We start from the raw sequence: 26468 nt of genomic DNA on the forward strand, positions 1-26468 counted from the left end.
GTGGGCGCACTCACTTCCGCTCGCCGGAAGGCGATCGTTGCCGCTCCCGGAGCGGGCGCCGATCCTGGAACTGTTGGAACGAACGGACTCAAGAGGAGAGGCGACATGGCTGAACAGGGCCCCTTCAAGCTCCGCGGAGTCAACCACCTCGCGCTGGTGTGCGCCGACATGGACCGCACGATCGACTTCTACGAGAACGTGCTCGGTCTGCCGGTCATGATGACCGTCGACCTCCCCAACGACATGGGCAAGCACTTCTTCTTCGACATCGGGAACGGCGACACGCTCGCCTTCTTCTGGTTCAAAGACGGCCCGGCGGCCGTTCCCGCGGCGATGCCGACCACGTTGCCGGCTCAGGGTGAGTTCCTGACCCCTCCGGGCACGATGAATCACATCGCGATCAACGTGTCGCCGGATGACATCCACGCCTACGCGAAGGTTCTCCGCGAGCGCGGCATCGAGTGCAGCAAGGTGACCAAGCACGACAACAGCAAGGAGGGCTGGTCACGGACGGACAACGACAAGGTGTTCCTGAAGTCCCTCTACTTCTTCGACCCGGACGGCATCCTGCTGGAGTTCGCCTGCTGGATGCGGGACCCGTCGACCCTGACCGACAGCGATGTCAACTTCCGGCCGGAGACTCTTGTCGGAGCCGACATCGCAGCGGCCGGCGCCCGCGCCTGAGCTAGCTCGTCTCCGGCCGTCGGGGCTCGCGGTTCTCCGGCGGCCGGGTCCGGAGGAATGATGGGATTCGACATGGTGACAGGTAGCCTGGCGCAGGTGACCACTCGTGATGGCGCCACCTACGTGTCATCGCGGCGGAAGCGGCAGCTCGCACAACCACGCACCTTTGCCGACCAGGCAGCCGAGATGATCCGTGAAATCATCGTCTCCGGCGAGATCAAGGGCGGCGACCGGTTGAACGAGGTCGCCCTCTCGCAGATGCTGGGGATCAGCCGCTCGCCGATTCGGGAAGCGCTCAACCTGCTGGCCAGCGAGAAACTTGTCGTCCTGAACCCCGGCAAGGGTGCATTCGTACCGACGATCACGCCGATGATGCTCCATGAGCTCGGCGAGGCACGTCTGTCCCTGGAGTGCGCTGCGGCCGCGCTGGCCGCGGTGCGCGCGACAGACGCCGACATCGAGGCCATGGAACGGGTGCTCGCGGATGCGGAGCGAACCCTCCGCGCGGACGACAGCCGCTGGCCCGCCGAGTTCGATCTCCATGACCTCATCCTGCGGGCCAGCGGTAACTCGGTCATCGAGGAGCTGGCGTCGTCCGTCAACACCAGGATGCGACTGGCCCGCCTCGCTTCGGGACACAACAGGACGCGCGCTCGTGAGGCGTACGAGGAGCACGTCGCCATCGTCGACGCCCTCCGTGCGAGGGACCCGCGAGCCGCCGAGAAGGCCGTCCACGCCCACCTCGAGCTCGCGGTGGTGAGCGCGCGCGATGCCCTGACCCGGAAGGACACCACCGCCGACAGGCCGACGCGCCGGCGGCCGTAGGGCCTGCATTTCACATCCACACCACCGCTGGCGACGTGGGCGTCGTCCTGACGATGCCTCATGTCCGCCGCCTGTGAACGGTCATGGCGCGACCCGTCCGCGCCACGAGAGGACGAATGTCATGGACACCAGCGACGGCGTTGAGCGGATGTTCGTCGGTCTGCCCTCGCCGATCAGCGGCCCGGCAGGGGCGGGGGGCCACCCTTGCCAGGGGCTCCTGCACCGGCGGCGAGGGAGTGCACCGAAGGTCGCGATTATCGCGACGCACTACAACGTCGACTTCTCGGAGCACTACCTGGCTCCGCTCCTGGCCGAGCGCGGGATCGCGTTCCTGGGTTGGAACACCCGCTACCGGGGCGACGAGATCCATTTCCTGCTCGATCACGCCGTGGTCGAGATCGGGGTAGGGGTGCGGTACCTGCGAGAGCAGCTCGGTGTCGAGAAGGTCATCCTGCTCGGCAACTCGGGTGGGGCATCGTTGATGTCCTGCTACCAGTCCCAGGCGGTCGAACCGAACATCGAGCCGGTCGCCGGGATGCGCCCGGCCCGAGGGCTCGACGATCTCCAGCCGGCGGACGGCTACATCTCGCTGGCGGCGCACCCGGGTCGACCGGACTGCCTCACCTCCCGGCTCGACGCCTCGCTGCTCGACGAATTCGATCCGACGGTGACCGATCCCGACCTCGACCTGTGGAACCCGGAGAACGGGCCTCCCTATACAGAGGAGTTCCTTGCCCGTTACCGGGAGGCTCAGCTCGCCCGGAACGGCCGCATCACCGACTGGGCCGAGGCCGAGCTGTCCCGGCTGCGCAAGGCCGGCGTCAGCGACCGCGTGTTCGCCGTCAGCCGCAGCTGGGCGGACCCCCGCATGATCGACCCTTCCATTGAGCCCTCGGACAGGAGGCCCAACTGGTCCATCGGTGGCGACCCCCAGCGGGCGAACTCGTCGGTGTGGGGGCTGGGCGTCGCCAGCACGTTGCGCACCTGGCTGTCCATGTGGAGCATGCGGACCTCCCAGTGCCGGGCGGAACCGCACCTGGCACGGGTAACGGTCCCGTCGTATGTTCTGCATGCCACCGGTGACCCGGGCGTGTACCGCAGCGACGCGGACAGGATCTTCGCCGCGATCGCCTCGGCCGACAAGGAGTACGCGGAGATCAGCGCGAACCACTACCTCAACGACGCACCCGACACTCGCGACGAAGGCGCCGACCTCATCGCCGAGTGGGTGGCGAAGAAGTTCGGGGACCTCTCGTGAGCGGCGTGCTGGAGGGCCTCACCGTCCTTGACCTGTCGTGGGGTGTGGCGGGCCCGATCACAGGCATGATGCTGGCCGACCAGGGCGCCGCGGTCACCAAGATCGAACCGCCAACCGGGGACCCGTTCCGCGACCTGTCGGGCTACCAGGTGTGGGGCCGCGGCAAGCGCAGCGCATTCCTCGACCTCAAGGAACCACATGGGGCCGAGGCCTTCCGGAACCTTGCCGCGTCGGCCGACGTCGTCCTGGAGAGCTTCTCCCCGGGGACGATGCAGCGGCTGGGGCTCGACCACGATCGGCTCTCGGTGCTCAACCCGCGCCTGATCACCTGCTCGATCACCGGCTACGGCCAGACGGGCCCGCACGCCCACCGGCCCGCCTACGACGCGCTGGTCGCGGCTCGTACCGGTCATCAGTGGGAGTCGCGGGGCGTGGTCGGAGGGACGATCGCTAGATTGGCCGGCTCGGAGCCGATCCTCGAGGGCATCGAGGCGCCGGAAGGCTGCTGGCGTGGAGCCGAGCGGGACGGGCCGCTGTTCTCCGCCCTTCCGTGGCCGAGCCTCGCGGCGGCGTCGCTGGCCACCCTCGTCCTGAGCGCCGCCCTGCGCGCCCGCGAGGTCACCGGCCGCGGTCAGTGGGTGCAGACCTCGCTCCTGCAGGGCGTGCTGGCGACGACCGGTTCGGTGTGGCAACGCGTCGAACGCCCGGACGCACCGGACTTCCAGTCGTGGGTCAACGACCCGCGCGCCCCGCACGGTGTCTTCCGCTGTGCCGACGACCGCTGGATCCAGCAGTGGATGTCGCTGCCGAGCTTCCTGCTCGGTGCCGCGGCGGGCGAGGAGATGGCGGACGCGTCCACCCTGACCGGGCCCCGTGGGGCGACCGACAGGATCGGGCCGCAGGCGGCCGAGATGATCGTCCTGCACCACTACCAGCCGCTGATGGCGGAGGCGGTCCGTCGTTTCGACTCGGCGGACTGGTCCGAACTCGCCGCGAAGGTCGGGGTCCCGCTTCAGGTCGTCCGGTCCCCGGAGGAGGCCCTCGGGGACCCGGAGCTGATCGCCGACGGCATCGTCGTCGAGGTGGACGACCCGAAGCGTGGCCCGGTGCGGCAGGTTGGCCGCGTCATCGGTCTGTCGGGTCACACCCCGGGGCCGCTGGTGGCTCCGGTCGACGCCGGCGCGGACACCGAGGCCGTCCTGCGGGAGGCCGCGACCCGGAGCGGCCGGGACGCTGCGCAAGCTGTCGGTGGTGCGCCGCTCGCCCACGCTCTCTCCGGTATCCGGGTTCTCGATCTCGGGCTCGCCGTGGCGGGCCCCTACGGCGGTCAGATGCTCGCCGACCTCGGCGCCGAGGTCATCAAGGTGAACCGTCCGGGCGAGGAGTTCTGGATGAGCAACGCCTGGGCGATGGGGGCCAACCGGGGCAAGCGGTCGATCGGGCTGAACCTCAAGGAGGCCGGCGCCCGCACGGTGCTCCGCAAGCTCGTCGCGAGTGCCGATGTCGTCATGCACAACATGCGGATGGACGCCGCGACCCGGATCGGCCTGGACGAGGCGTCGCTGCGGGAGATCAACCCGAACCTCGTGTACTGCCACACGCGCGGCCACGATACCGGGCCGCGGGCCGGGCTGCCGGGCAACGACCAGACCGCCGGGGCCATCGCCGGGACGCAGTGGGCCGAGGGGGCGACGGACGCCGGCGGGCAGCCCCTGTGGCCGTGCACCTCGCTCGGCGACCCCGGCAACGGCCTGCTCGCTGCCATCGGCATCGTCCAAGCGCTCTACGAGCGGGAGCGCACCGGCAAGGGTCAGTTCGTGGACACCGCGATCGTCAACGCGCATCTGCTGAACAACTCCCAGGCGTGGATGACGGCCGACGGCACGGAGTCCGGAATGCGACCGCGGCTCGACCGTGACCAGACCGGGTGGGACGCCCTCTACCGTCTGTACCGCAGCGCCGACGACGCCTGGATCTGCATCGCAGTGCGGTCGCAGGTCCATTGGGAAGCCCTGTGTCGGACCCTGGGCCGCGCCGAACTGCTGGCGGACCCCCGCTTCGACGGATCCGCCTCGCGGGCGGTCCACGACGAGGAACTCACGGCCGCGCTCCGGGAGGCCTTCGCGGGGCGGACCGCGCAGGATTGGTTCGACGCGCTCGACGGAGCGGGTGTGCCGTGCGAGATCTCGACCCCGGACTTCGTGCTGGGGATGTTCGACGACGCCGATCTCGTCGAGCGGCAGGTTGTCACCTCCTACCCACACCCGGCGGTAGGGAAGCTCGAGGCCGCGGGGCTGCTGTTCGAGCTCTCCGAGACTCCGGGGACGATCGCCGGGCCCCCGTTCGTGCCGGGGCAGCACACCGACTCGGTGCTGGCCGACCTGGACTACTCCCAGTCCGAGGTGGACGGTCTGCTTGCCGAGGGTGCCGTCTTCCGGGCGAAGGGGCGCCGGTGACCGACGTCCCCCGCGTGCTGCCCGTCCTCGATCCCGACACCCGGTTCTTCTGGACGTCAGGGCGTGACGGGGTGCTGCGTATCGCCCGCTGTACCGAGTGCCGCTACTACATCCATCCGCCGGCGCCGGTCTGTCCACGGTGCAGCGCGACGGCCGTCGAGCCCGAGGCCGTGAGCGGCAGAGCGACGGTGTTCGCGGTGACCGTCAACCATCAGGCCTGGACACCGGGGTTCCGGGAGCCCTACGCGATGGCTGTCGTGGAGCTGCCGGAGCAGCCGGGGCTCAGGCTGACGACGGCGGTCGTCGGCTGCCCGGCCGACGACGTCCGCATCGGGATGGACGTGACCGTGGCGTTCGAGGACCACGATCCGGTCTTCCTCCCGCTCTTTGTCCCGGCGAGGACGTGACATGGCTCGGTTCGAGGACTCCTGCGCGATCACGGGGATCGGGATGTCCCAGGTGGGACGACACCTCGGGCGCGGCGGCCTGGATCTCACCCTCGAGGCCGCCCACGCGGCCCTGCGCGACGCCGGTCTGACCCCGGCCGAGGTCGACGGCCTCGCGACCTGGCCGGGCACGGGGGTGCCGGGTGGTGGGGCGACCCCGTTCTCCGGTCCGGGTACCTGGGAGGTCCAGGACGCGATGCGGCTGGCCTTGAACTGGCACACTGGCAGCGGCATGGAGGGTCCTGGCCAGCTCGGCGCCCTGCTCAGTGCCTGCCTGGCGGTCTCTGCGGGCCTGGCCAGGCATGTCCTGGTCTACCGGACCACGACCGAGGCCTCCGGCCGGCGAGTTCCGAAGGAGCCGCAGCGGGAGACCGGGGGATGGGCCCAGTGGTCGCAGCCGTTCGGCGGGCACAGCGGCGCCAACCGGGTCGCCCTGCAGGCGAGTCGGCATTTCCACGACTTCGGAACGACCCGCGAGCAGCTCGGCATGCTGGCCGTCACCCAGCGGTACAACGCCGGGCTCAACGACCGGGCGGTCTACCGTGATCCGCTCACGGTGGCGGACTATCTGGACGCCCGGATGATCAGTACGCCCCTGTGCCTGCTCGACTGCGACGTGCCCGTCGATGGCTCGACGGCGGTCGTCGTGTCGCACAGGGACACCGCGCGCGACAGCCGTCGCCCGGCGGTCGGGTTCGACGCCTTCGGCAGCGCGCTGACCGGACGCGCCTCGTGGGACCAGTGGGGGGGACATGAGGACCACGCGTCGTTCGGGGCCGCCCGCTCGCTGTGGAACCGGACCGACCTGAGTCCCGCCGACGTCGACGTCGCCCAACTCTACGACGGGTTCAGCTGGTCCGCCCTGATCTGGCTGGAAGCCCTCGGATTCTGCGGTACGGGTGAGGGCGGGACGTTCCTCGAGGGCGGTAAGCGCATTGCCCTCGACGGGGAGCTGCCGCTGAACACCGGAGGAGGCCAGCTCTCGGCGGGCCGGCTCAGCGGCTTCGGTCTCGTCCACGAGGCCGTGCTGCAGCTACGCGGTGACGGCGGGGACCGGCAGGTGGCGAACAGCCCCGAGGTGGCGCTGGTCAGTAACGGCGCCGGTTTCATCGCCGGCTGCATGACGCTCACGAGACTGAACTGACTATTCCTACAGGAGATGTAGTGGACATTCGAGAGAAGCTCATCCGTGAGTGGTTCGGGGCCCTGGGAGCCCGCGAGTTCGACCGGCTGCCGGATCTGCTCACCGACGACGCCGAGATGCTGCTTGTGCACTGGGACCAGGAGTCCGTCAACGCCCACACCACGGTCGAGTACGACAACCCGCTGGTCGGGCGCGCCGCCATCGTGGCGCTCTACACGCGCAGCGCGGACATCTTCAGCAGGCTGACCTTCGACATCGACCTCGTACACCTGGTCGAGGGCGGCGATCGCGCCGTGGTCGAGTACCGCAGCGACGGCATCGCAGCATCGACCGGGAAGCCCTACCGCAACACCTACTGTGCCATCTTCGAGTTCCGGGACGGGCAGATCAGGCTGTGGAAGGAATACCACGACCCGGCCGAGTACGACCGCGCCTTCTCGAAGGACTGAGCCGATGACCGACAACGGACCGGCCGGCGGAATGATCGGCAAGGTCGCAGTCGTCACCGGTGGTGGCGGTGCGCTCGGTGGTGCGACGGCGACCCTCCTTGCAGCGCGTGGAGCCTCTGTTGTGGTCGCCGACTGGAACCTCGAGAGCGCGGAGACCAGGGCGAAGGCGATCGTCGCAGCGGGCGGCACCGCCGTCGCCGTCGGGGGCGACGTCGCCGACGACGATGCGGTCGAGCGGATCTTCTCGACGGCGACCGAGGCGTTCGGCGGGGTCGACATCTTCCACAACAACGCCGCCGCCGTGCACCTCGCCCGATCCGACGGTCCCGTCGCCGACCTCACCGACGAGGTGTGGGACGGGACGATGGACATCGGCCTGCGTGGCGCGTTCCTGTGCTGCCGCACCGTGATCCCACTGATGATCGCTCGCGGTGGCGGCGCCATCGTGAACACGTCGTCCATCCAGGCCTTGATCGGGGACACCTGGGTGCCGGCCTACAGCGCGGCGAAGGCCGGCCTGCTCTCGCTCACCCGGTCGATCGCCACCCAGTACGGACGCCAGGGCATCCGGTGCAACGCGGTCTGTCCGGGTCTGATCCCCGGCGTGCGTACCGAGCCCGACATGCTCGAGAGGATCCTGCGGCGTCAGCCGGTCGGGCGCTCGGGCCGGCCGGAGGACATCGCGGAGGCGGTCGCCTTCCTGGCGTCGGACGCCGCGGGCTTCATCACGGGTCAGGCCCTGGTCGTCGACGGCGGGCTGACGGGGCACATGCCGACCTACGGCGACCCGGTGACCTCGCCGTTGGACGCACCGGCCGCGCGATGAACACGCTGACCGGCAGGCCGATCAGAACCGAACACGAAGGAGTGTCCCGCCCATGACCGGTTCAGTGGCAGACCGAGCACTCCCTGAGGAGGTGGGGCGTTTCCTGTCCCTCGACCCGGGGGTCATGTCGTGTCCTGTCGACGCCTTCGACGAGCTGCGCGACATCGCCCCGGTCGTCGAGTACCCCTCGCACCGGATGGTGGTCGTGACCGGACGGGCTGAGGTGTCGCAGGTCTTGCGTGACACCGCGACCTTCTCGAGCAACCAGCACGCCAACGAGGAGAGCTCGCACAACATGACGGAGGTCCTGCGCAGGGCTTCCGCCATCGCCCGGCAGCGTGGTGGGCACACTGACCTGCTCGACGCCTCCGGCCAGACCTACCCTCCCGTGCCGCCGCACTCGGACCCGCCGCTGCACACCCGCCAGCGGCGGCTCATCCAGCCGGCCTTCGCGCCCCGACGGGCCCGCGCGGCCGAGGACATGATCGTCGAGATGGCAGACCGGATCCTCGACGGCCTGGGCGACCGGGACCAGATCGAGATCCGGTCCGAGTACTCGGACCCGCTCATGGTCGGTTACATCCTGACCGAGCTGCACAGCGTGCCGGAGCACGCGGAGATGTTGCTGGGCTGGGTGGGGGCCTTCATCCGGATGCAGGGCAGCAAGCTGACCGACGACGAGCTCGACGAGATCGCGCAGGCCCGGGTCGACTTCGACGAGTACTTCCTCGAGCGGATCGCGGACATCCAGGCGAACGGTTCCGACGACCTGCTGGGCAAGCTCGTCGCCGCGGAGATCGAGGGCGAGCGCCTGACCGTGGCCGAGCTGCTGATGGTGGCCCAGACGCTCCTCGTCGGCGGCACGGAGACGTCGTCGACGACGACGTCGAAGGCCGTGCTGCATCTGACCCAGCATCCGGAGCTCGCCGACGAGCTCCGGGCCGAGCCCTCGAAGCTGGCCGGTTTCGTCGAGGAGACGTTGCGACTCAACGGACCCATCCACCTGCTGTTCCGGCGGGCGACCCGGGACGTCGATCTCGGCGGGGTCATGATCCCGGCGGGTACCCGGGTCGGGGTGCACCTCGGCGCCGCGGGCCGCGACGCCGAGAGCTGCCCCGTGCCGCACGAGGTGGACGTGAACCGCACGCAGCCGCCCCAGCTCATGTTCGGCTCCGGCGCGCACTACTGCGCCGGCGCCGAGCTCGCCCGCGTCCAGGTCAGGGTGGCTCTGGACCGGCTGCTCCGGCGCTACCGGCTGCTGGAGCTCCCGGTTCCGTTCGAGGACATCCGCTTCCACCCCCAGATCAACCTGCACCGGCCGGTCGAGCTGCCGATCCGGCTCGTCCGGGACTGAGCCGACCGCCCACCACACGGCGCGGCCGGCCGGCCAGGTCGGCCGCGCCTCTCGTTCTGCGCAGGGGGACCCGCCCTGGACACGACGAAGGCCTCCGATCAGCTCGGAGGCCTTCGTTCGCGTCCAGCTCCAGTCAGCGCATCCCGCGTGGTGCGACATAGGGCTGCGGGACCGTGTACCCGTCCTCCGCGAGGATCTCGGGAAGCAGTTCGATCAGCTTCTCCGGAGGTGCGTCGAGGGCAATCGCGGCGCCCGGCGTCTCCGCCATGAAGGGGCGCGCGACCCGACCACCGCCCGCGAAGAAGATCTCTCCGTTGACGGGGCAGTCCTCGTGTGCCAGCAACGCCACGATCGGGGCGACGGCCTCCGGCGGCTGCTCGTGCGCCAACCGACGGGCCTGGGCCTCGTCCGTCATGTGCTCGGCCTGCATCGGGGTGAAGGCGCGTGGCGCGAGGCCGTTGACGCGGATGCCGAGATCCACGCCCTCGGCCGCCAGCGCGCGGGTCAGCCCGTAGACGGCGCCCTTCGCCGCGGAGTAGGCGGCCATCGGTGGAGTATGGTTGCCGTACAGGCCCGCCGCAGACGTCGTGATGACGACGCGTCCGTAGCCCTGCTCGGCCATGTGCCGCCAGGCCTCCTGCGTGACTCCCCACGTCCCGAGCACGTGGACCGCCATGGTGCGCTCGAGGGCCGAGCGTTCGGTGTCCGCGAAGGACGCGGTCTTCAGCGTCCCCGCGTTGTTGACGACGACATCGATCCGCCCCCAGGCCTCGAGCGCCATGTCGATCACGCCCCGGGCGCCGTCGAGGGTCGAGATGTCGTGGCCGCTCGCCACTGCGGAACCGCCTGCGGCTTCGATCTCTGCGACCACCTGTTGGCTGCGCGCGGGACTGGCGTCCTGTAGGCCGCCATCGGACGGGCCGCCCAGATCGTTCACCACCACCCGGGCGCCGCGAGCGGCCAGCAGTCGTGCGTACGCCCGTCCCAGGCCCCGGCCTGCGCCGGTGACCACGGCAACGCGCCCGTCGAACCGCATCGCACTCGCGGCTCGGGACTCGCCTTCCTGCATTCCTGCTCCTGTCCTGCTGAATCTGTTGGACGCGTGGCCGTCAATCGCTCGCAGGGAGCTCCCGGCTCTCGCGCAGCGGCAGCGGGTTCTGGCCGTCGGCCAGCGTGCCCTTGCCGGGCTTGGTCACGAGGATCTCGAGGACGCCGCGCTCGTCCGTATAGCGCTTCCCGATCTGGGTGCCACCGTCAAGGCCCGGGACGAGCGCGAGCCCGGCTTCGGGATCCTGGCCGTGCAGGATGACCGGGGCACCGCCGCAGGTGAGCTCGACCGAGCCCGACCGCACGACGATGACCTCGGTGTCACAGACCTGGCTACGAAGCCGCTGTCCGATCTTCAGCTCCACCGATCGTTCCCTTCAACTCACGCCGCAGCAGCTTCCCGGTGGGGGAGTACGGCAGGTTATCGACGAAACGGACCACGTCCGGAGTGCGTGACGACCGCGCTCGGGTCCGAGCCCACTCCCGGATGTCGGCCTCGGTGCAGACCGCGTCCGACCGCAGAACGATGCACGCGACCGTGCGCTCGCCCCACTGGGTGTCGGGCGTGCCGAAGACCGCGACGTCGGCGACATCGGGATGGGTGATCACCGTCTGCTCCACCTCGTCAGGCGCGATGTTCTCGCCGCCCCGGATGATGGTGTCGTCCGTGCGGCCCGCGATGAACAGGTATCCGCCGGCATCCAGCCATGCGTCGTCGCGGGTGGCGAACCATCCGTCCTCGTCGAGGACCGAGCCCGTCTCCGCGTAGTCACCGGAGACCTGCGGCCCGCGGACCCAGAGCGCGCCGATCTCGCCGGGACCGAGCAGCGACCGGTCCGGACCTCGGATCTGGCCCTCGACGCCCGGAACGAATCGCCCGGCCGAGCCCAGCCGCTGCCGCACGAGGGGGTCGTCCGAGGACATCGCGTCCCGGTGGTCGTCGGGGCTCAGCACGGCGATCGTCGAGCTGGTCTCGGTCAGGCCGTACGCATTGGTGAAGCCCGTGTCCGGGAAGGCCGCGACAGCGGCCTCGAGGACCGGGAGGGGCATCCGGGCACCGCCGTAGGCGAGAAAACGCAGCGAGGGGACGTCCGCGGGCTCGCCGTCGAGCGAGTCGACGACTCGGGCCAGCATCGTCGGAACGACCATTGCCGAGGTCACCCGCTCGGACCGCACCCGGTCGAGCCACACCTGGGCGGAGAAGTCGGCCAGGTAGCTCAGGCAACGGCCCGAGTAGATGTTTGAGAGCACCGCCCCGACGCCGGCGACGTGATAAGGGGGCAGGCTCACCAACGACGTCTCCCCTGCGCCGGCGTCGAACTCGACCGTCTGCAGGATGTAGGCCATCAGCTGGTGGTGACGCAGCAGCACGCCCTTGGGCGCCGCGGTCGTGCCGCTCGTGAAGAGCATGACCACCGGCGCGCCGTCGTCGGTCTCCGGCGGGGACCAGTTCGACCCGGCCGAGGGCCCTCCGATCGTGTCCGTGTCGACGACCTCGACCACCGAGTCCGAGAGGGACAGGGCGGTGAGCTTGTCGGAATCCCCGAGCACTAGGGGGGCGTCGAGGCGCCCGACCAGCACGTCGAGCGCGTCGGCGGAGAGCCGGTAGTTCAACGGCGTGAACGGGACGCCTGCCAGAGCGGCACCGAAGAGGGCGATCGGTACCACCGCCGAGTTGACACCGACGAAGGCGAGAGACCGGGCGCCCTGGGCGTGGAGGCGTGCCGCCAGGTCACCGGCGGCACGTCTCAACTCGTCGTAGGTCAGCTCGCGGCGCCCGTCGCGCACGGCGACCCGGTCGGGATGGGCGGACACCGCCATCTCCAGCAGGAGCTCGACACCCATCAGGTCGGTCCCCCTACCGGTCGCCCGCAACGACCGGTCGTCACGCGCCCTGCTGGGAGGTCTTCGCCATCACCATCGGCGTGCCCTCGACCTCGACGCGGTGGATCTTGCGCGAGGACGTGCCATAGTCGTGGATGGCGAAGTGCTGCACGTACGGGTTGTTCCAGATCGCCACGTCGTTCTTGGTCCAGCTCCACCGGCAGGTGAACTGTGGCTGCACGGAGTGCTCGAAGAGGAGCCGCAGCAGGTTGTCGCTCTCGACGAAGGACAGGCCGTTGATCTGCTGGGTGAAGACCTTGTTGACGAAGAGGGCCTTGCGCCCGGTGATCGGCTGCTCCACGACCACGGGGTGGTCGATACCGGTCAGCGACAGATGCGGGTTGAACACCAGGTGCTTGGCGCTGTAGCCGTGATGGGCGGTCTTCCCGTCGAGGAGGTCCTTGATCGACGGTGACAGTGCCTCGTACGCCGCGGCCTGGCTGGCCCACATCGTGTCACCACCGACCGCCGCAGGCTGCTGCATGTGGAGGACGCAGAAGGACGGCGGCAGCTCCTCGCTGGTACTGTCGGTGTGCCACGTGGCGGCTTCGTAGGCCAGGCCGTTGCCGGTCGAGATGACACCGACCTGCGCGCGGCCGGCGGCTTTCTCGGCGGCGAGGGTCTTGTCGCGGAGCGGCCCGAGCGCCTCGGCCACCGCGACGTGCTGCTCGACGTCGAGGTTCTGCTCGCGGAAGAAGATGACGCCGTGCGTGGCGACCGCCTCGCGGATCGCCTGACCGGTGTCCGGGCCGAGCGGCTGGGTCAGGTCGAAGTCCTCGACCACGGCGCCGATGTGCCCGGCGATGGGCCTGCAGTTGAGTGTGGCCGACATGGTCTCTCCTCGTGGTGATCGTATTTCCGTGGTTCGGCCGGCGCAGGCGAGGCCGGCGCCGTTCACGCTCCAACCTGCCAGGCAAGAACAGGTCGGAGCGCCGTGGTACTCCCGCTCAGGCAGCGATCTGGCCGATTGCATCGTCGAGCATGCGGGCGAGAGCTGTCGCCTCTGCGGGACTGAGTGCGGTGAGGACCTGCGTCGCCCCGATGGAGAGGGCGATCTCGACCGCCGTGGCGGTCGAGCCGTCGTCGTCGGACCACCGCACGGTCGAGACGGTCAGACTCTCTGCCACGTCGTTGCTGCGGGGCATGGACAGTCGAACGCTCCCGACGGACCCGTGGCCTGCACTCTCCCCGCCCGCTTCCTTCTGCTCCGCCATCACGAACCCTCCGTCGTCCTGCGTGCGGCGGGCGACAGTGCCGCCGGGCTCGCCGAGCGACTCCGGCGGTCGTCCACCGCTCGGCCTCACCAAGCCGATGATCCGGACCTGCGCAGGCAGCGGGCAAGGCAGTGCTTCCGTTCATCGGGAAGGCGATCGGTGGTCTGACGGAGGTCACAACTACTCGCCGGGCGGAAGAGCGGCAACGGCATCGGAGTCGCCCTCGACCACGCCGATCGGCTTCGACCCGCCCGGCTTGCCGAGGGGTGCGTCGCGCCCGGGGTGGACCATGCTGAAGAACTGGGCCGAGCTGTCGAGCGCGAAGAGCTGGTCGACCGGCAGCTCGGCGTCGTGGTAGATCGCCTCCTGGGGGCAGACCGGTTCGCAGGCCCCGCACTCGATGCATTCGTCGGCCTGGATGTAGAGCGACCTCTCGCCCTCGTAGATGCAGTCGACGGGACACTGGGTCAGGCAGGTCCGGTCCTTGACGTCGACACAGGCTGCCGTGATCACGTAGGTCATGGGATCTCTCTTCGCGCTCTCTTCCCGGGGGCTTCGGGCGGATCGGGCCCGTCGCCGGTGAGACCGGACTCGGCAAGGTCAGGACGATCGACCGGCGGGAGCCGGTCGAGTCCCGGCTCCCCAGCTCGACCAACTGCTTAGCCGTGCCGCCGGTCCGGCTTCGACGACCCGGGCGATGCCTTCGGCAACGCCGACCGACGTCGCGCCGAGGGCATCCTGCATGCGGGTGGTATCGAGGAGGACCGAATGCGCCGCTTCCTCCGACTGAGCGAGCCGTGGGATCGTCCTCAGCAGCTCGCCGGCCAGCCGGCAGCATTCGGGCACCGTCACCGTCTGGGTGCCCGTGAAGTTCAGGACACGGGGAGGGACATCGGCGACCGACGGTGCCCGGATGATCTTCTCGACGAAGTCCGTCTCGTACATCGCTGTCGTCTCGTTGGCCGCGCCCCGGCGGATCGCCACAGGCTCACCTCTCGCGACCTTGTCGACACGGTTGGCCAGCAGTCCGCCGCGCTCGCTGTAGAGGCCGACGATCCGCAGGATGACCGTCGGCGTGCGCCACTCCCGGGCGAGAGACTGCACGACCTGCTCCGCGGCGATCTTGCTCATGCTGTAGTCCTCGAGCCCTGGCAGCAGCGCGAGAGGGTCCTCCTCGTGCACGGGGCGACCACCCTGGTAGGCGTAGACCGCGCCTGAGCTCGCGTAGACGAACGCCGATGCCGACCGGTAGCGACTGAGCAGCCGACCCGTCGCCCGGACGTTGACCTCCATCAAATGGTTCTGCTCCGGCGTCGCCGACCCCGCGACCATCGTCGACGCCCCGAGGTGGAAGACGACGTCCGCGCTGGCCGGCAGTACGGAGAGATCGTCGTTCTGGAGGTCGAAACCGACCGGCTCGACGCGCTCAGCGCGGAGTGCGTCGGCGGTCGCCGGGTCCCCGAAGCGAGCGGCCGCCACGACCTCGTTCTCCTTGGCGAGGGCAGAGCAAAGGGGCCTGCCGAGCAGCCCGGTCGCGCCGGTGACGACGATCCGCTTGTTCCGAAGTGGCAAGAGATCGGACACGTGTCGATCCTCCGGTCTCAGGCAGCGGGGTCGAGTCGTCTCTGCCGCCGCACCCGCATGAGTAGCGCGAGCCCGACGTAGCCGATGACGACCATGAGGCCCATCCAGATGATCGGTCCCGCGACGAAGCCCGCGCCCAGCGAGAGCTGCGCGACGGCGAACGGCGCCAGGCCCGCTCCGAGAATGGTGCCGATGGTCTGGGACAAGTTGTTCCCGGTGTAGCGGACCTCTGTCGGGTAGGTGCTCGCCACCAGCGGGAACACGGCCGGCATGAGGCTGAAAGCCACGAGGGTGTACAACGACATCGCGACCACGATTGCGCCGAACGAGGTGGCGCTGGCGAGGATGAGGAAGATCGGCACGGTCGCGACGGCGACGAGCAGGAGACAGTAGCGAGCGACACGGGCTCGACCGTGTCGGGTCGCGAGACGGCCGACGATCGGGATGCCGAGGGTGCCGACGAGGCTCGCGATGGTGAGCGCACCGAAGACGGTGCTCGCCGCGATCTGCCGACCGCCGACCAGGAACGTCGAGAAGTACGCGATGAGAGCCGGGCTGCCGTTGACCCCGATGGCGACGAAACTGGCGACCAGGATGATGCGCCAGTGCCGCCGGAACAGCTCGGCCAGAGGGGCCTCGGCGACCTTGCGCTCCGCGACGAGCTTCTGGAACTCCGGGGAGTCCGGGACGCGGGTCCGGATCCACAGGGCGACGAGCGTCAACGGGATACTGACCAGGAATGGGATCCGCCAGCCCGTCGACATCATCCAGGCCTTGTCGGCGGTGGCGCCGAGCACCCAGGCCATGGCTGTCGCGGTGGCGACACCCAGCGAGGAGCCGAACGGGGTCATGGACATCAGGAAGGTCCGCTTCTCTGCCGGCGTCGACTCCATGATGAACGTGATGGAACCGGGGAGCTCAGAGCCTGCTGAGACGCCCTGCAGCAGGCGGAGGGCGACCAGGAGGACGGTGGCCCAGACGCCGATCGACGCCGTCGTCGGCAGCAGCCCGATCAGGCCGGAGCTGGCGCCCATCAGGACGAGGGACGCGACCAACGCCGTCCGGCGGCCCCGGCGGTCACCGAGGAGGCCGAAGAGGATTCCGCCGATCGGCCTCGCCACGAAGCCCGCCCCGAACACGGCAAGGCTGATGAGGAACGAGGTGGAGGGGCTGTCGGCCGGGAAGAACTGCTGCGAGAAGTAGACGGTCAGGAGGCCGTAGAGCGCGAAGTCGTAGTACTCGATGAAGGTACCGACGAAGCCGGCCGCTGCCACGCGCCTCGTCGTCGAGGCTGGTGGCGCCGCGGGTTCCGCGGGTGTGGGTGATGTGTCGACGTGCTCGGAAGTCATCGGTGATCTCCGCTCTGGGTCCGGTAGAGGAAGCGTGTCTCAGGCCCCCGCTTGATGGGCGCCCGCGTCCCTGTCAAGACCCGGATCGCGCCTTCGCATGGCCACGCCGTGTCGAGGATGAGGGCAGAGGCGACAAGGGCCAATCCACGGCTTCCGCGCAGCGGTAATTCCGTCTTCCTGCTGCCCGTCGGGACAGGGAGGATCACCTCGCTGACCGCGACCGGGGGAGTGCTGTGCGATCCGAGGTAGGACGAGCGTCGGGCCCGTCATCGCTGGGTGACGGTGTAGCGGATCTCGTGGCGGCGATGTGCCCGCCCGAGCGGGCCCGCGGCATCGTGGAGTCGGAAGGCGGTGTCGACCCGACCCTGTGGGCAGCGTTGTCGGACCGCGGACTGCTCGGTCTGGTGGTCCCCGGTGAGCTCGGGGGTCCGGGTCGGGACCTGCATTCGCTGGCAGCTGTTCAGGTCGAGCTCGGACGCACCTTGGTGCCTGTTCCCTTCATGGCGACAGCTGTGCTCGCGTCAGAGGCGCTTCTGAAGGCAGACGACGTGCGGGTGAGTAGCCGCCTCCTGCCGCTGCTCGCGGCTGGTCGGACGACCGCCACCCTCGCATTCGCGGGGGAGGTCCTGACGTCGGAGGGTGACTGGGCGCCTGCGCCTGTGGCCGCGACGCAGGACGGGGACCGGTGGGCGCTGGAGGGCCGGGCGCACTTCGTGCTCGACGGGATGAACGCCAACGTCGTGCTTGTCGTTGCCGACAGCCAACAGGGTCCGTCGCTTTACATCGTCGAAGGCGACGGTGCCCGGCAGATCCGTCGATCGCCGCTGCACGTCGCCGATCGCACCCGCAGGCTGGCGGACTTGGAGTTCCGGTCCGTGGCGGCGCAGCCGGTCGGAGTCCCGGGACAGGGACGCCACATCCTGGACGCCGCCCTCGACCTGGCGGCCCTCGCTCTGGCTGCGGAACACGTGGGCGGCATGCTGGCTGTCCTGGAGACAGCCGTGGGTCATGCGTGTGAGCGCGAACAGTTCGGACGCCCGGTCGGAACCTTCCAGGCGGTGCAGACGCTCTGCGTCGACACCCTGATCGATCTCGAGGTCGCCCGGGTGGCACTCGACCACGCCGTGCGATGCATGCAGGACGGAAGAGACCACACCACCGGGGACGCGGACAACGGCCCGACGGCGGTCGCCCTGGCCGCGGCCTGCTGCGCCGAGGCGTACAGCCGCTGTGCCGCAAGGGCTGCACAGGTCCAGGGCGGAAGTGGATTTCTGTGGACCGGCTCCGCGCATCTCCATATCCGCCGGGCCTCCGCGGGCGTCCGTCTGTTCGGCACGCCGGCGAAGTGGCGAGCTCGCGCCACTGCCGGTGGCCGCTCGCTCCCCATCAGCGCCGATCACGTCGGCGCCTGAGCCCCAGAGGAAGAAGCTCCGGATGCAGACCCCCTTCCGCGTCGCCGTCATCGGGGCCGGACCGTCCGGTCTCTACACGGCGGCGGCGCTCGTATCGACCGGAACACCCGTGGCCGTCGACGTGTTCGACCGGCTTCCCGCACCCTTCGGGTTGGTGCGCTACGGCGTCGCTCCCGATCACCTCCGTACGAAGTCGGTGACCCGGGCGTTGCAGCGGCCCTTCATGGAAAGCTCGGGCGTTCGGTTCCTCGGCCACGTGCCCGTCGGGCCTGCAGGCCTGTCCGCCGAAGTCCTCCGTGAGCACTACCATGCCGTTGTCTGGGCCTCGGGCAGCATCTCCGACCGTGGCCTCGGTATCGACGGGGAGACATTGGAGGGCAGCCACGGCTCGGGAGAATTCGTGAGCTGGTACTCCGGCCACCCCGACCACATTGCGGTCCGTCCCGACCTCGCGCACAGCGGTGCAGTCGTGGTGGGGGCCGGCAACGTGGCGCTCGACATCGCCCGCATCCTGGTCCGGTCGCCCGGCGAGTTGGCGAGCACCGACGTGCCCGACGACGTCCTGGAGCTGTTGCGGCGCAGCGAGGTGTCCGATGTGCACATCGTCGTCCGGCGCGGTCCGGAGCACGTGAAGTTCACTTCGCCTGAGCTCCGTCAGCTGGGTGCACTGGAAGGCGTCGACGTGATCGTCGAGGACCGCCATGTCATCGCCTCGGTGGACGCCGGGGCTCTCGAGCGCCGGCAGGCCCAGAACCTGGCGATCCTCGGCAGCTGGGCCGACTCGACCGTGCCCGCGAGGGACCCGGGGCGCCGCCGCGTTCACCTCCACTTCCTCCGCACCCCTCGTCGGCTGGTCGGGCAGGGCGGACGAGTGGTGGGCCTGGTCGTGGAACGCACCGAGGTGCGCGACGGCCGGCTGGTCGGAACCGGGGAGGAGGAACTCATCCATGCCGGGCTCGTCGTCCGTGCCATCGGTTACCGCAGCGAGCCGATCGACGGGCTGCCCCACGACCCGATCCGCGGGATCGTGCCCAATGTCGGTGGGCGGGTCGTCGACGGGGACCGAACCCTCACCGGTTGCTACGTCACCGGCTGGCTGAAGCGGGGGCCGACGGGTGTCATCGGAACGAACAAGGCATGCGGCGAGGAGACCGCCGGTGCAGTACTGAGTGATCTCGGGGCGCTCCCCGCTGCGGTCGAGCCCGATCCGGAAGCGATCGACCGTCGGCTGGCCGAGCTCGGCATCGTTCCGGTGGTGTGGACGGACTGGCAGCGTCTCGACGACGCGGAGGTCGGACTGGGCCGCACGCGCGGTGGGGCCGAACGGGTCAAGATCGCGCACATCGACGCGATGCTGGCTGCAGCGAGGGGCACGGAAGCGGCGGTACCGGCCGAGTGATCTCGTCGGTCTCCGGTCGAGGGGCCCGACCGCGTCCGCGACCCGGCCCCCCGTGATCAGCCGGACGAGGTGGCGAGTCTCTCGCCCGATTCCCCAGAGGCCGAGGACACGTCCTCAGGGATGACTCTTCCGAAACGCTCGATCACCGCTCGATGGCGTCGGTACGCCTCGGCTCGTCGCCTCGGCAGGTGGTAGCTGGGGAACAGGTCCGGACTCGGCTCGATCCCGCGGAGCAGCGCCCGGGCGAGAGCCTGGGTGTGTACCTCGCTCGGGCCGTCGGCGACCCCGACGGACAACGCCTGAGCGGCCATGGCGACGAACGGCATCTCCTGCGACGCGCCGAGCGACCCGTGGAGCTGCGCGGCCCGGCGCGCGACCTTGTTCAGTACCTCCGGCAGCAGCGACTTCACCGCGCTGATGTCGGCCCGAGCCCGCCGCAGGTCATCGTCCCGGTCGAGCCGCCACGCGGTCCGCAGGAGGAGCAGCCGGAAGGTCTCGATGTCCGTCCAGGTGTCGGCGATCGCCTTCTGGGCGAGCTGCTGGCTCCCGAGCAGACCGGGTCCGACCTCGCGGGAGACCGCCCGCTCCTGCATGAGCTCGAAGGCCCACCGCATGAGGCCGCACATCCGCGCGGCGAGTGCCAACCGCGCCCGTCCCAGCCGCTGCTGCATCAGCCGGAAGCCCTCGCCCGGTGAACCGAGGACGAGGTCGTCGGGCACGTGCACGCCGTCGAAGGTGACGAAGGCATGGATGGGGCCCTCGGGTGCCATCCCGCTCGCGACCCGGCGCTCGATCCGGATCCCCGGCAGGTCCGTCGGGAGGATGAACATCGTGGCGCGGTCGTGGCGGGGCGCGGTGTCGTCGGTCGTCGCCATGACGAGCGCCCAGCCGGCATAGCCGAACCCGCTGGCGAACCACTTGCGGCCGTGCAGCTCCCAGCCTCCGGAGACCTTGTCGGCGCGCGTTCGGTAGCGCGTCGGGTCCGCCCCTCCGGTCGGTTCGGTCACCGCGAAGCAGGTGGCGATGTCTCCGGCGACGGAAGGGACGAGGAACCGTTCCCGTTGGCCCGGAGATCCGAACTGGCTCAGGATCTCCTGGTTCCCGGCGTCCGGCGCCTGGCAGCCGAACACGACCGGAGCAGCCCGGCTCCGGCCGAGCTGCTCGTTGAGCAGGACGAAGGCCACCTGGTCGAACTCGGCGCCTCCGTGGACGCGGGTCAGGTGGGCGGCCCAGAGGCCACGACGCCGTACTTCCTCTTGGAGCGGCCGAACGAGCTCGTTGCGAACCGGGTCCGTCGTGTCGTGCGGATTTCCGATGACATGGTCCAACAGCTCGACCTCGTCGGCGACGAACTCCCGCACCCAGCTCAGCTGCGCTGCGAGTTCGGGCGGTGTCTCGAAGTCCCAGGCCATGCCGGAATGCTCCTGTCGTTGTGGTTGTAGTGTTCGATCAACCCGCTGAGGTCGCGAGGGCCGCCTGCACGAGCCGAGGTACCAGCTCGCCCGCACGCCGATGCTTCTCGGTGGTACTCCGGCCGGTGGCGAAGAGCGTGTAGTTCCCCTCCATGACGCAGGCCAGCTTGTAGAGCGCCATGACTTCGTAGTAGCTGCTCATGGAGACGTCCCGGCCCGTGGCGGTGGCATACCTCTCCAGCAGCTCGGCGCGGCTCGGAAGATGGTCGCGCGGCTCGAGGTAGGAGGCGAAGCGCGGGGGCTCACCCGGATCGGCCCATCCCGCCAGCAGATGTCCGAGGTCCATCAGGGGGTCGCCGATGGTCGACTGCTCCCAGTCCACGACGGCGACGAGCCGGGTGGGCGGGGCCGCGGCGAACATCCAGTTGTGCGGGGTGTAGTCACCGTGCATGATCGTCGGCGGGCCGGACACCGGTTGGTGCTCCCGGAGCCAGGAACCGACCTCGTCGATTCCCTCGATCTCCCGGACACGATGTCTGTCGAGATGGCTGAGCCAACGGTCGACCTGACGGTTGAGGAAGCCGTCCGGGCGGCCGAAGTCGGCGAGCCCGGCGGCCTGCCAGTCGACACGGTGGAGCGCGGCCAGCGCGTCGATGGCCTCGAGCCCGATGTTGCGCTGCGCCTGCGGGTCGTGGGCGAAGACGTCGGGGAGGGCGCCGTCAGTGGTGATTCCCTCGACCCGCTCCATGATGTAGAAGGCGGCCCCGATGACACCGGGATCCTCACACAGAGCAACGGGCTTCGGGTGAGGCACCGTGGTGCCGGCCAGAGCGCCGAGCACCCGGAACTCGCGCGCCATGATGCGGTTGCTCGCCGCGGCGTCCTGCGGCACGCGTAGCGGCCTGCGCAGCACCCAGACCTGGTCACGTCGGCGCAATTCGAACAGCTCGTTCGCGCCGCCCGTCGTGATCCGGCGGACGGCCAGTGGGCCGTCATCGCCAGGAAGCGTGGAACCGGCCCAGGATTCGAGTCGGTCCCGGTCGATCAGACCCTCGAGTTCGTCCATGAACGGGCAGCACCTCTCCGACTGTCGTGGTCGTCCCCAATTCTGGGGCGCGTCCCCCGACTTGACGAAGCAGCGGCTTCCGATGGGCGGATATCCGCACGGCGGAAGCCGCCACTGGCGGCAACCGACCTGCGGCGGCCAGACTCCCCGAGATGGAGATCGAAGGAAGCGCACTGGTGACGGGGGCAAGCCGGGGGCTCGGGCGGGCCGTGGCGCTCGCCCTGGCAGATCGCGGGTTCGACGTCGTCGCGGGGGTCCGTGATCCGGATGCCGCGCGATCCCTCGAGCGTCGACGCGAAGGACGCGTGGGCTCGGTCGAGCTCCTGCGGCTGGATCTGCGCGACCCGGGCGAGATCGCCTTCCCGTCGGACCTGAGAATCCTGGTGAACAACGGGGGAGTGCGGCGCGCGTACCTCCCCGTGGAGAGCACCGACCGCGAGGAGTGGCGGACCGTGTTCGAGACGAACGTGTTCGGCACTCTCGAAGTCACACGTCAGGCGATACCGGTGCTCAGAACCGCGGGAGGCGGAGTGATCGGCAACGTGACCAGCGCGGCGATCCTGGCGCCGCGCCCGTTCTTCGGCACCTACTGCGGCAGCAAAGCCGCAGTCAGCGCGATCACCGATATCCTGCGGCTGGAGGTCATGGGGTTCGGGATCCGGGTGTTGGAGCTCGTGCCCGGTCCGATCGAGACCGACATGCTGCGGGACTCGACGATGTTCCGCCCGCCGGACGCCGCGGCTGATCCGCGATATGCCTCGTTGGCCGAGCGCGCGTTCCCCGCGGGTCGGGGAGCCAAGGCTACGCGGACCGAACCGGCCGAGGCGGCGTCGAGGATCGTCGACGACCTCCTCGACGGCACGGGTCCGGTCCGCCGCGGCTGCGACCCGGTCTCCGCCGCCGCGCTCGACACCTGGAGGTCCGGCAACGACGAGGAGCGCTGGGAGCGGGCGAGGAACTCGTTCGGCGGTCCGCGCGAGGACTAGGACGTCAGCCGACGAGTCGCTGCGGGTTGGAAGCCGTCGCGGTCGCCGCTGCCGCGACTGCGGCGGCGACCGCGGGTGCCACTCGAGGATCGAAGGGGTCGGGCACGATTCGGGTGGGGCTGAGGTTCTCCTCGGCGACCCGGAAGATCGCGTCCGCCGCGGCCAGCTTCATGGACTCACTGATCGTCCGGGCACCGGCGTCGAGCGCGCCCCTGAAGACACCGGGGAAGGCGAGCACGTTGTTGATCTGATTGGGGTAGTCGCTGCGGCCGGTGGCGACGATCGAGGCCGACCGGGCAGCGACCTCGGGCGTGACCTCGGGATCAGGGTTCGACAGGGCGAAGACCATGGCTTCGGGCGCCATCATCGCGACGAGACCGTCCGGCAGCGTGGCGCCCGACAAGCCAACGAAGACGTCGGCATCGTGAATGGCGGCGCCGATCCCGCCCCTCACTCCCCGGGGGTTGCTCACCGCGGCGAGTGAACCCTTGATGCCGCCCCGGTCCGAGCCGATGATGCCCTGGGAATCCACGACGACGAGGTCGGACACCCCCGCACGGAGGAGGATCCGCGCACACGCGACCCCCGCCGCGCCCGCGCCGGAGATCACCACTCGCAGACCGTCCAGTGCACGTCCCAGGACCGCGCACCCACCCTTCAACGCAGCCAGGAGGACGATCGCCGTACCGTGCTGGTCGTCGTGCATGACTGGACAGTCGAGCGCATCGATGAGCCGCTGCTCCAGCTCGAAGCAGCGGGGGGCGGAGATGTCCTCCAAGTTGACGGCGCCGAAAGACGGACGCAGGCGGACCAGGGTCTCCACGATCGCGTCGACATCCTGAGTGTCGAGCACCAGTGGGACCGAGTCGAGCCCGCCGAATCGTTTGAAGAGCGCCGACTTGCCCTCCATGACGGGCAGGCTCGCGCGCGGCCCGATATCACCGAGGCCGAGCACCGCGCTGCCGTCGCTGACCACCGCGACCATCCGGTGTGCCCAGGTGAGGGAGGCTGCTCGATCGGGAGCCGTCGCGATCAGGCGGCAGATGTCGGCGACGCCGGGCGTGTAGGAGATCGAGAGGTCACGGGAGGACTCGAGGTCGACCGTGAGCCCGGTGCTCAGCTTGCCGCCCAGGTGCGCGTTGATGATCTCGTTGGGGGTCGGCTTGGTGAAGTGTGTCATGGTGAGGTCCTTGTGCGCACCCGCGAGAAGGTGTCGCCGATATGACGGTGCGGCCTGGCCCCGGCCAGGCCGCACCGTCGAGCTGGTGGACGCCGGTGCCGGCTACTTCTGCAGACAGCCGGCGTCGATCGGCAGGGTCACGCCGGTGACGTAGCGAGCCTCATCCGAGGCGAGCCACAGCACGGCGTTGGCGATGTCCACCGGCTGAACGAACGGAGTCGGCAGCATCTGCAGGCTCTGGAATCCCTCGAGTGTGTCCTCGAGGGTCGGGTTCTCCAGGTCCGGCCGGAAGAGCCGGTAGGTGGCGTCGTTGATGATCATGCCGGTCTCGACGCAGGTCGGGTGCACCGTGTTGACCCTGATGCTGTGACCTGACACCTCTTGGACCAGCCCCCGCATCAAGCCGACGACCCCGTGCTTGGCCGCGGTGTAGTGCGTCGAGTTGGCGATACCCTTCAGGCCGTTGATCGAGCTGGTCAGGATGATCGACCCGCCGCGCCCGGCCTCGATCATCGCCGGGAGTGCCGCCTTGACGGTGTGCCAGACACCGGTCAGATTGATGTCGAGCATGGTCTGCCACTGCTGCTCGCTCAGGTCCTGGCTCGGCCCGTAGGTCGAAATACCGGCATTCGCCACCACGACGTCGATCGGTCCGAGCTCGGCCAGCACCGTCGACACGATGCCGTCGAGCGCCGCTTGATCGCGCACGTCGGCCACGAACGACCGAGCTTCGCCTCCGGCGTCCTTGACCAGGCGGACGGTCTCGTCGAGGTCGTCGGGAGTGCTCAGGTCGTACTCGACCGTGTCGATCGGAGCAGCGATGTCGACCGCCACGATCCGCGCGCCCTCTTCTGCAAGCCGGACCGCGTGGGCCCGGCCCTGACCGCGTGCCGCCCCCGTGATGATCGCCAGTTTTCCTGCAACCCGTCCGGAACTCATCATCGACTCCTTCTCTGTCCGAAGCGAAATGTGGTCGTGCGGTGTGGAACGGATGAACTCAGCCCGAGATGTTGACGGTCTTGGTGTTGATGTACTCCATGACGCCGGCCCGACCACCCTGTCTGCCGTAGCCACTGCGGCGCCGCCCGCCAAAGGGCATCGACGGGCCCGCGGGCACGGTGCCACCGTTGACGCCTACGCCGCCGGCGTCGAGTGCCGACGCGACGCGCAGCGCCCTCGTCAGATCCGACGTGTAGGCATAGGCGGCGAGGCCGTACTCCGTGTCGTTGGCGATCGCGATGGCTTCGGCCTCGTCCCCGAAGGGGATCACGGCACCGACGGGCCCGAACACCTCCGTCCGGGCCAGCTCCGAGGTGTTGGAGACATCCGCGAGCAGAGTGGGCCGCATGAAGAACCCGCCGGGACCGTCGGAGACGGCCTCGCCCCCGGTGACGAGCCGAGCGTCGCCGGCAGCGCGGCCGATCATCTCGAGCGTCCTTGCGAGTGACCGGGCACTGATCAGCGGGCCCATGGCGGTGTCGGCTGCCAGCGGGTCGCCCACGGCCGTGGCCGCCATCGCCTGGCCCAACTTGTCGACGAACTCGTCGTACACCCCGTTCTGGACGAGGAGACGTGTGCCGACCGTGCAGGTTTGGCCGGCGTTGAAGGTCAGGTGCATAGCAGCGGCCACCGCCCGGTCGACGTCCGCGTCATCGAAGACGAGGCTGGCGGACTTCCCCCCGAGCTCGAACAAGCACGGAACAAGCGAGTCCGCGCAGGCTCGAGCGATCGCCGACGCCGCCTTTCCGCCTCCGGTGAAGGCGACCTTGTCGATGCCGGGATGACGGACGAGCCGGTCGCCGAGCTCCGCCCCTCCGACGAGGACGCTGAGCACACCGGGTGGCAGGCCGGCCTCCGTGAAGATCTCGGCCATCCGGAGAGCCCCGAACGGGGCCAACTCCGACGGTTTGACCACGACCGAACAACCGGCCGCCAACACAGGCGCGACGCACATCGCGAACCCGCCCACCGAGCCGTTCCAGGTGGCGATCGACGCGACTACCCCGTACGGCTCGTGGACGGAGTACGTCAGGTTGCCCTGTCCGCCCGGTGCGACCTCACCCAGCAGCTTCTCGGGCCATCCGGCGGCGTCCTCGAGCCAGTCGATCCCGTACTGGACCATCCAGGGGGTCTGGCTGATCGGTACCCCCGTCTCCCGCGTGACGAGCAGTGCCAGCTCATCGATGTGCGTCGTCATCAGCTCCGCGACGCGCTGCAGGACGCGGCGACGCTCAGCAGGCGGGGTCGTGCGCCAGGTGACGAACGCGGTCCTCGCACCGTCCACCGCGCGGTCGAGCTCCTCGGCTCCGGCGTAGGGCAGCCAGCCCGCCACCTTCCCCGTGCTCGGGTTGAAGGGCTCGAGTGTTCCGGCGCTCCCGGTGTCGACCCAGTCCCCGGCGACGAGCATCCGGGAGGGAAGGGGAGGGAAGGCTGTTTCTGCGACGGTCATGACGACCTCCTTGTGCGTCGTTGCGTCTGGGTGAGAGGCGTCTC

Annotated in this window: 25 protein-coding genes; 12 read left to right on the plus strand and 13 right to left on the minus strand. The window is 69.6% G+C overall.

Translation table 11 applies throughout. From position 1 onward, the window contains the following. Positions 1 to 105 precede the first annotated feature (105 nt). From ABD324_RS21980 to ABD324_RS22020, 9 genes are all read left to right on the plus strand, one after another. Entirely contained in the window at positions 106 to 684 is a 579-nt protein-coding gene (locus tag ABD324_RS21980) for a VOC family protein (protein ID WP_344420180.1), read from the plus strand. Positions 685 to 780: 96 nt separating this feature from the next. Continuing rightward, positions 781 to 1509, plus strand: coding sequence for a GntR family transcriptional regulator (locus ABD324_RS21985; RefSeq protein WP_344420183.1), 729 nt, complete (start codon positions 781 to 783; stop codon positions 1507 to 1509). 121 nt (positions 1510 to 1630) lie between these two features. Beyond that, on the plus strand, positions 1631 to 2767 hold the full coding sequence (locus ABD324_RS21990; protein WP_344420185.1) for an alpha/beta hydrolase: 1137 nt from the start codon (positions 1631 to 1633) through the stop codon (positions 2765 to 2767). Then, a complete protein-coding gene (locus ABD324_RS21995) occupies positions 2764 to 5223 on the plus strand; it encodes a CaiB/BaiF CoA transferase family protein (protein WP_344420188.1) in 2460 nt (819 codons plus the stop codon). The genes ABD324_RS21990 and ABD324_RS21995 overlap by 4 nt, the downstream gene beginning before the upstream one ends. Continuing rightward, a complete protein-coding gene (locus ABD324_RS22000; protein WP_344420191.1) occupies positions 5220 to 5630 on the plus strand; it encodes a Zn-ribbon domain-containing OB-fold protein in 411 nt (136 codons plus the stop codon). The genes ABD324_RS21995 and ABD324_RS22000 overlap by 4 nt, the downstream gene beginning before the upstream one ends. A gap of 1 nt (position 5631) precedes the next feature. Then, entirely contained in the window at positions 5632 to 6813 is a 1182-nt protein-coding gene (locus ABD324_RS22005) for a thiolase family protein (RefSeq protein WP_344420194.1), read from the plus strand. Between the two features lie 20 nt (positions 6814 to 6833). Then, a complete protein-coding gene (locus ABD324_RS22010) occupies positions 6834 to 7262 on the plus strand; it encodes a nuclear transport factor 2 family protein (protein WP_344420197.1) in 429 nt (142 codons plus the stop codon). Between the two features lie 4 nt (positions 7263 to 7266). Next, a complete protein-coding gene (locus ABD324_RS22015; RefSeq protein WP_344420200.1) occupies positions 7267 to 8088 on the plus strand; it encodes an SDR family NAD(P)-dependent oxidoreductase in 822 nt (273 codons plus the stop codon). A 52-nt stretch (positions 8089 to 8140) separates the two neighbouring features. Further along, a complete protein-coding gene (locus ABD324_RS22020) occupies positions 8141 to 9442 on the plus strand; it encodes a cytochrome P450 (protein ID WP_344420203.1) in 1302 nt (433 codons plus the stop codon). Between the two features lie 133 nt (positions 9443 to 9575). On the opposite strand, the gene ABD324_RS22025 is transcribed toward ABD324_RS22020, so the two are convergent. The 8 genes from ABD324_RS22025 to ABD324_RS22060 form a co-directional block, all read right to left on the minus strand. Beyond that, entirely contained in the window at positions 9576 to 10511 is a 936-nt protein-coding gene (locus ABD324_RS22025) for an SDR family NAD(P)-dependent oxidoreductase (RefSeq protein WP_344420206.1), read from the minus strand. 40 nt (positions 10512 to 10551) lie between these two features. Next, positions 10552 to 10854, minus strand: coding sequence for a hypothetical protein (locus ABD324_RS22030; protein WP_344420209.1), 303 nt, complete (start codon positions 10852 to 10854; stop codon positions 10552 to 10554). Further along, positions 10823 to 12334, minus strand: a complete 1512-nt coding sequence (locus tag ABD324_RS22035) for a class I adenylate-forming enzyme family protein (protein WP_344420212.1) — start codon at positions 12332 to 12334, stop codon at positions 10823 to 10825. Before ABD324_RS22035 ends, ABD324_RS22030 begins: the two co-directional genes overlap by 32 nt. A gap of 40 nt (positions 12335 to 12374) precedes the next feature. Further along, positions 12375 to 13205: a TauD/TfdA dioxygenase family protein gene (locus ABD324_RS22040; RefSeq protein ID WP_344420215.1), complete on the minus strand. Its 831-nt coding sequence runs from the start codon at positions 13203 to 13205 to the stop codon at positions 12375 to 12377. A gap of 115 nt (positions 13206 to 13320) precedes the next feature. Beyond that, entirely contained in the window at positions 13321 to 13677 is a 357-nt protein-coding gene (locus ABD324_RS22045; RefSeq protein ID WP_344420218.1) for a hypothetical protein, read from the minus strand. 90 nt (positions 13678 to 13767) lie between these two features. After that, complete coding sequence (fdxA, locus tag ABD324_RS22050; RefSeq protein WP_344420221.1) at positions 13768 to 14109, minus strand: ferredoxin; 342 nt, start codon at positions 14107 to 14109, stop codon at positions 13768 to 13770. 78 nt (positions 14110 to 14187) lie between these two features. Next, positions 14188 to 15171 carry an NAD-dependent epimerase/dehydratase family protein gene (locus tag ABD324_RS22055; RefSeq protein ID WP_344420224.1) on the minus strand — a complete coding sequence of 328 codons (984 nt, stop codon included), beginning with the start codon at positions 15169 to 15171 and terminating at the stop codon, positions 14188 to 14190. Positions 15172 to 15188: 17 nt separating this feature from the next. Then, positions 15189 to 16445, minus strand: a complete 1257-nt coding sequence (locus ABD324_RS22060) for an MFS transporter (RefSeq protein ID WP_344420227.1) — start codon at positions 16443 to 16445, stop codon at positions 15189 to 15191. 308 nt (positions 16446 to 16753) lie between these two features. On the opposite strand from ABD324_RS22060, the gene ABD324_RS22065 reads away from it, so the two are divergent. Together ABD324_RS22065 and ABD324_RS22070 are read left to right on the plus strand one after the other, a co-directional pair. Continuing rightward, the gene (locus ABD324_RS22065) at positions 16754 to 17932 is read left to right on the plus strand and encodes an acyl-CoA dehydrogenase family protein (RefSeq protein ID WP_344420230.1); all 1179 of its coding nucleotides are present in this window, start codon (positions 16754 to 16756) and stop codon (positions 17930 to 17932) included. Between the two features lie 22 nt (positions 17933 to 17954). Further along, entirely contained in the window at positions 17955 to 19331 is a 1377-nt protein-coding gene (locus ABD324_RS22070) for an NAD(P)-binding protein (RefSeq protein WP_344420353.1), read from the plus strand. A gap of 56 nt (positions 19332 to 19387) precedes the next feature. Here ABD324_RS22070 and ABD324_RS22075 read toward each other — a convergent pair whose 3' ends face one another. After that, positions 19388 to 20743 carry an acyl-CoA dehydrogenase family protein gene (locus tag ABD324_RS22075; RefSeq protein ID WP_344420233.1) on the minus strand — a complete coding sequence of 452 codons (1356 nt, stop codon included), beginning with the start codon at positions 20741 to 20743 and terminating at the stop codon, positions 19388 to 19390. A 37-nt stretch (positions 20744 to 20780) separates the two neighbouring features. Beyond that, on the minus strand, positions 20781 to 21809 hold the full coding sequence (locus tag ABD324_RS22080) for a phosphotransferase family protein (protein WP_344420236.1): 1029 nt from the start codon (positions 21807 to 21809) through the stop codon (positions 20781 to 20783). Between the two features lie 152 nt (positions 21810 to 21961). Here ABD324_RS22080 and ABD324_RS22085 point away from each other — a divergent pair, with 152 nt between their 5' ends. Continuing rightward, positions 21962 to 22795 (plus strand): SDR family NAD(P)-dependent oxidoreductase, encoded by an 834-nt coding sequence (locus tag ABD324_RS22085; RefSeq protein ID WP_344420239.1) that lies wholly within the window; start codon positions 21962 to 21964, stop codon positions 22793 to 22795. A 4-nt stretch (positions 22796 to 22799) separates the two neighbouring features. On the opposite strand, the gene ABD324_RS22090 is transcribed toward ABD324_RS22085, so the two are convergent. The 3 genes from ABD324_RS22090 to ABD324_RS22100 all read right to left on the minus strand — a co-directional run bounded on the left by ABD324_RS22090 (position 22800) and on the right by ABD324_RS22100 (position 26424). Next, positions 22800 to 23975, minus strand: coding sequence for an NAD(P)-dependent malic enzyme (locus ABD324_RS22090; RefSeq protein ID WP_344420242.1), 1176 nt, complete (start codon positions 23973 to 23975; stop codon positions 22800 to 22802). 102 nt (positions 23976 to 24077) lie between these two features. Next, positions 24078 to 24914 (minus strand): mycofactocin-coupled SDR family oxidoreductase, encoded by an 837-nt coding sequence (locus tag ABD324_RS22095; protein WP_344420244.1) that lies wholly within the window; start codon positions 24912 to 24914, stop codon positions 24078 to 24080. 58 nt (positions 24915 to 24972) lie between these two features. Beyond that, positions 24973 to 26424 (minus strand): aldehyde dehydrogenase family protein, encoded by a 1452-nt coding sequence (locus tag ABD324_RS22100; protein WP_344420247.1) that lies wholly within the window; start codon positions 26422 to 26424, stop codon positions 24973 to 24975. Positions 26425 to 26468: the final 44 nt, after the last annotated feature.

Source organism: Pseudonocardia ailaonensis, from assembly GCF_039531635.1.
GTDB lineage: Bacteria > Actinomycetota > Actinomycetes > Mycobacteriales > Pseudonocardiaceae > Pseudonocardia > Pseudonocardia ailaonensis.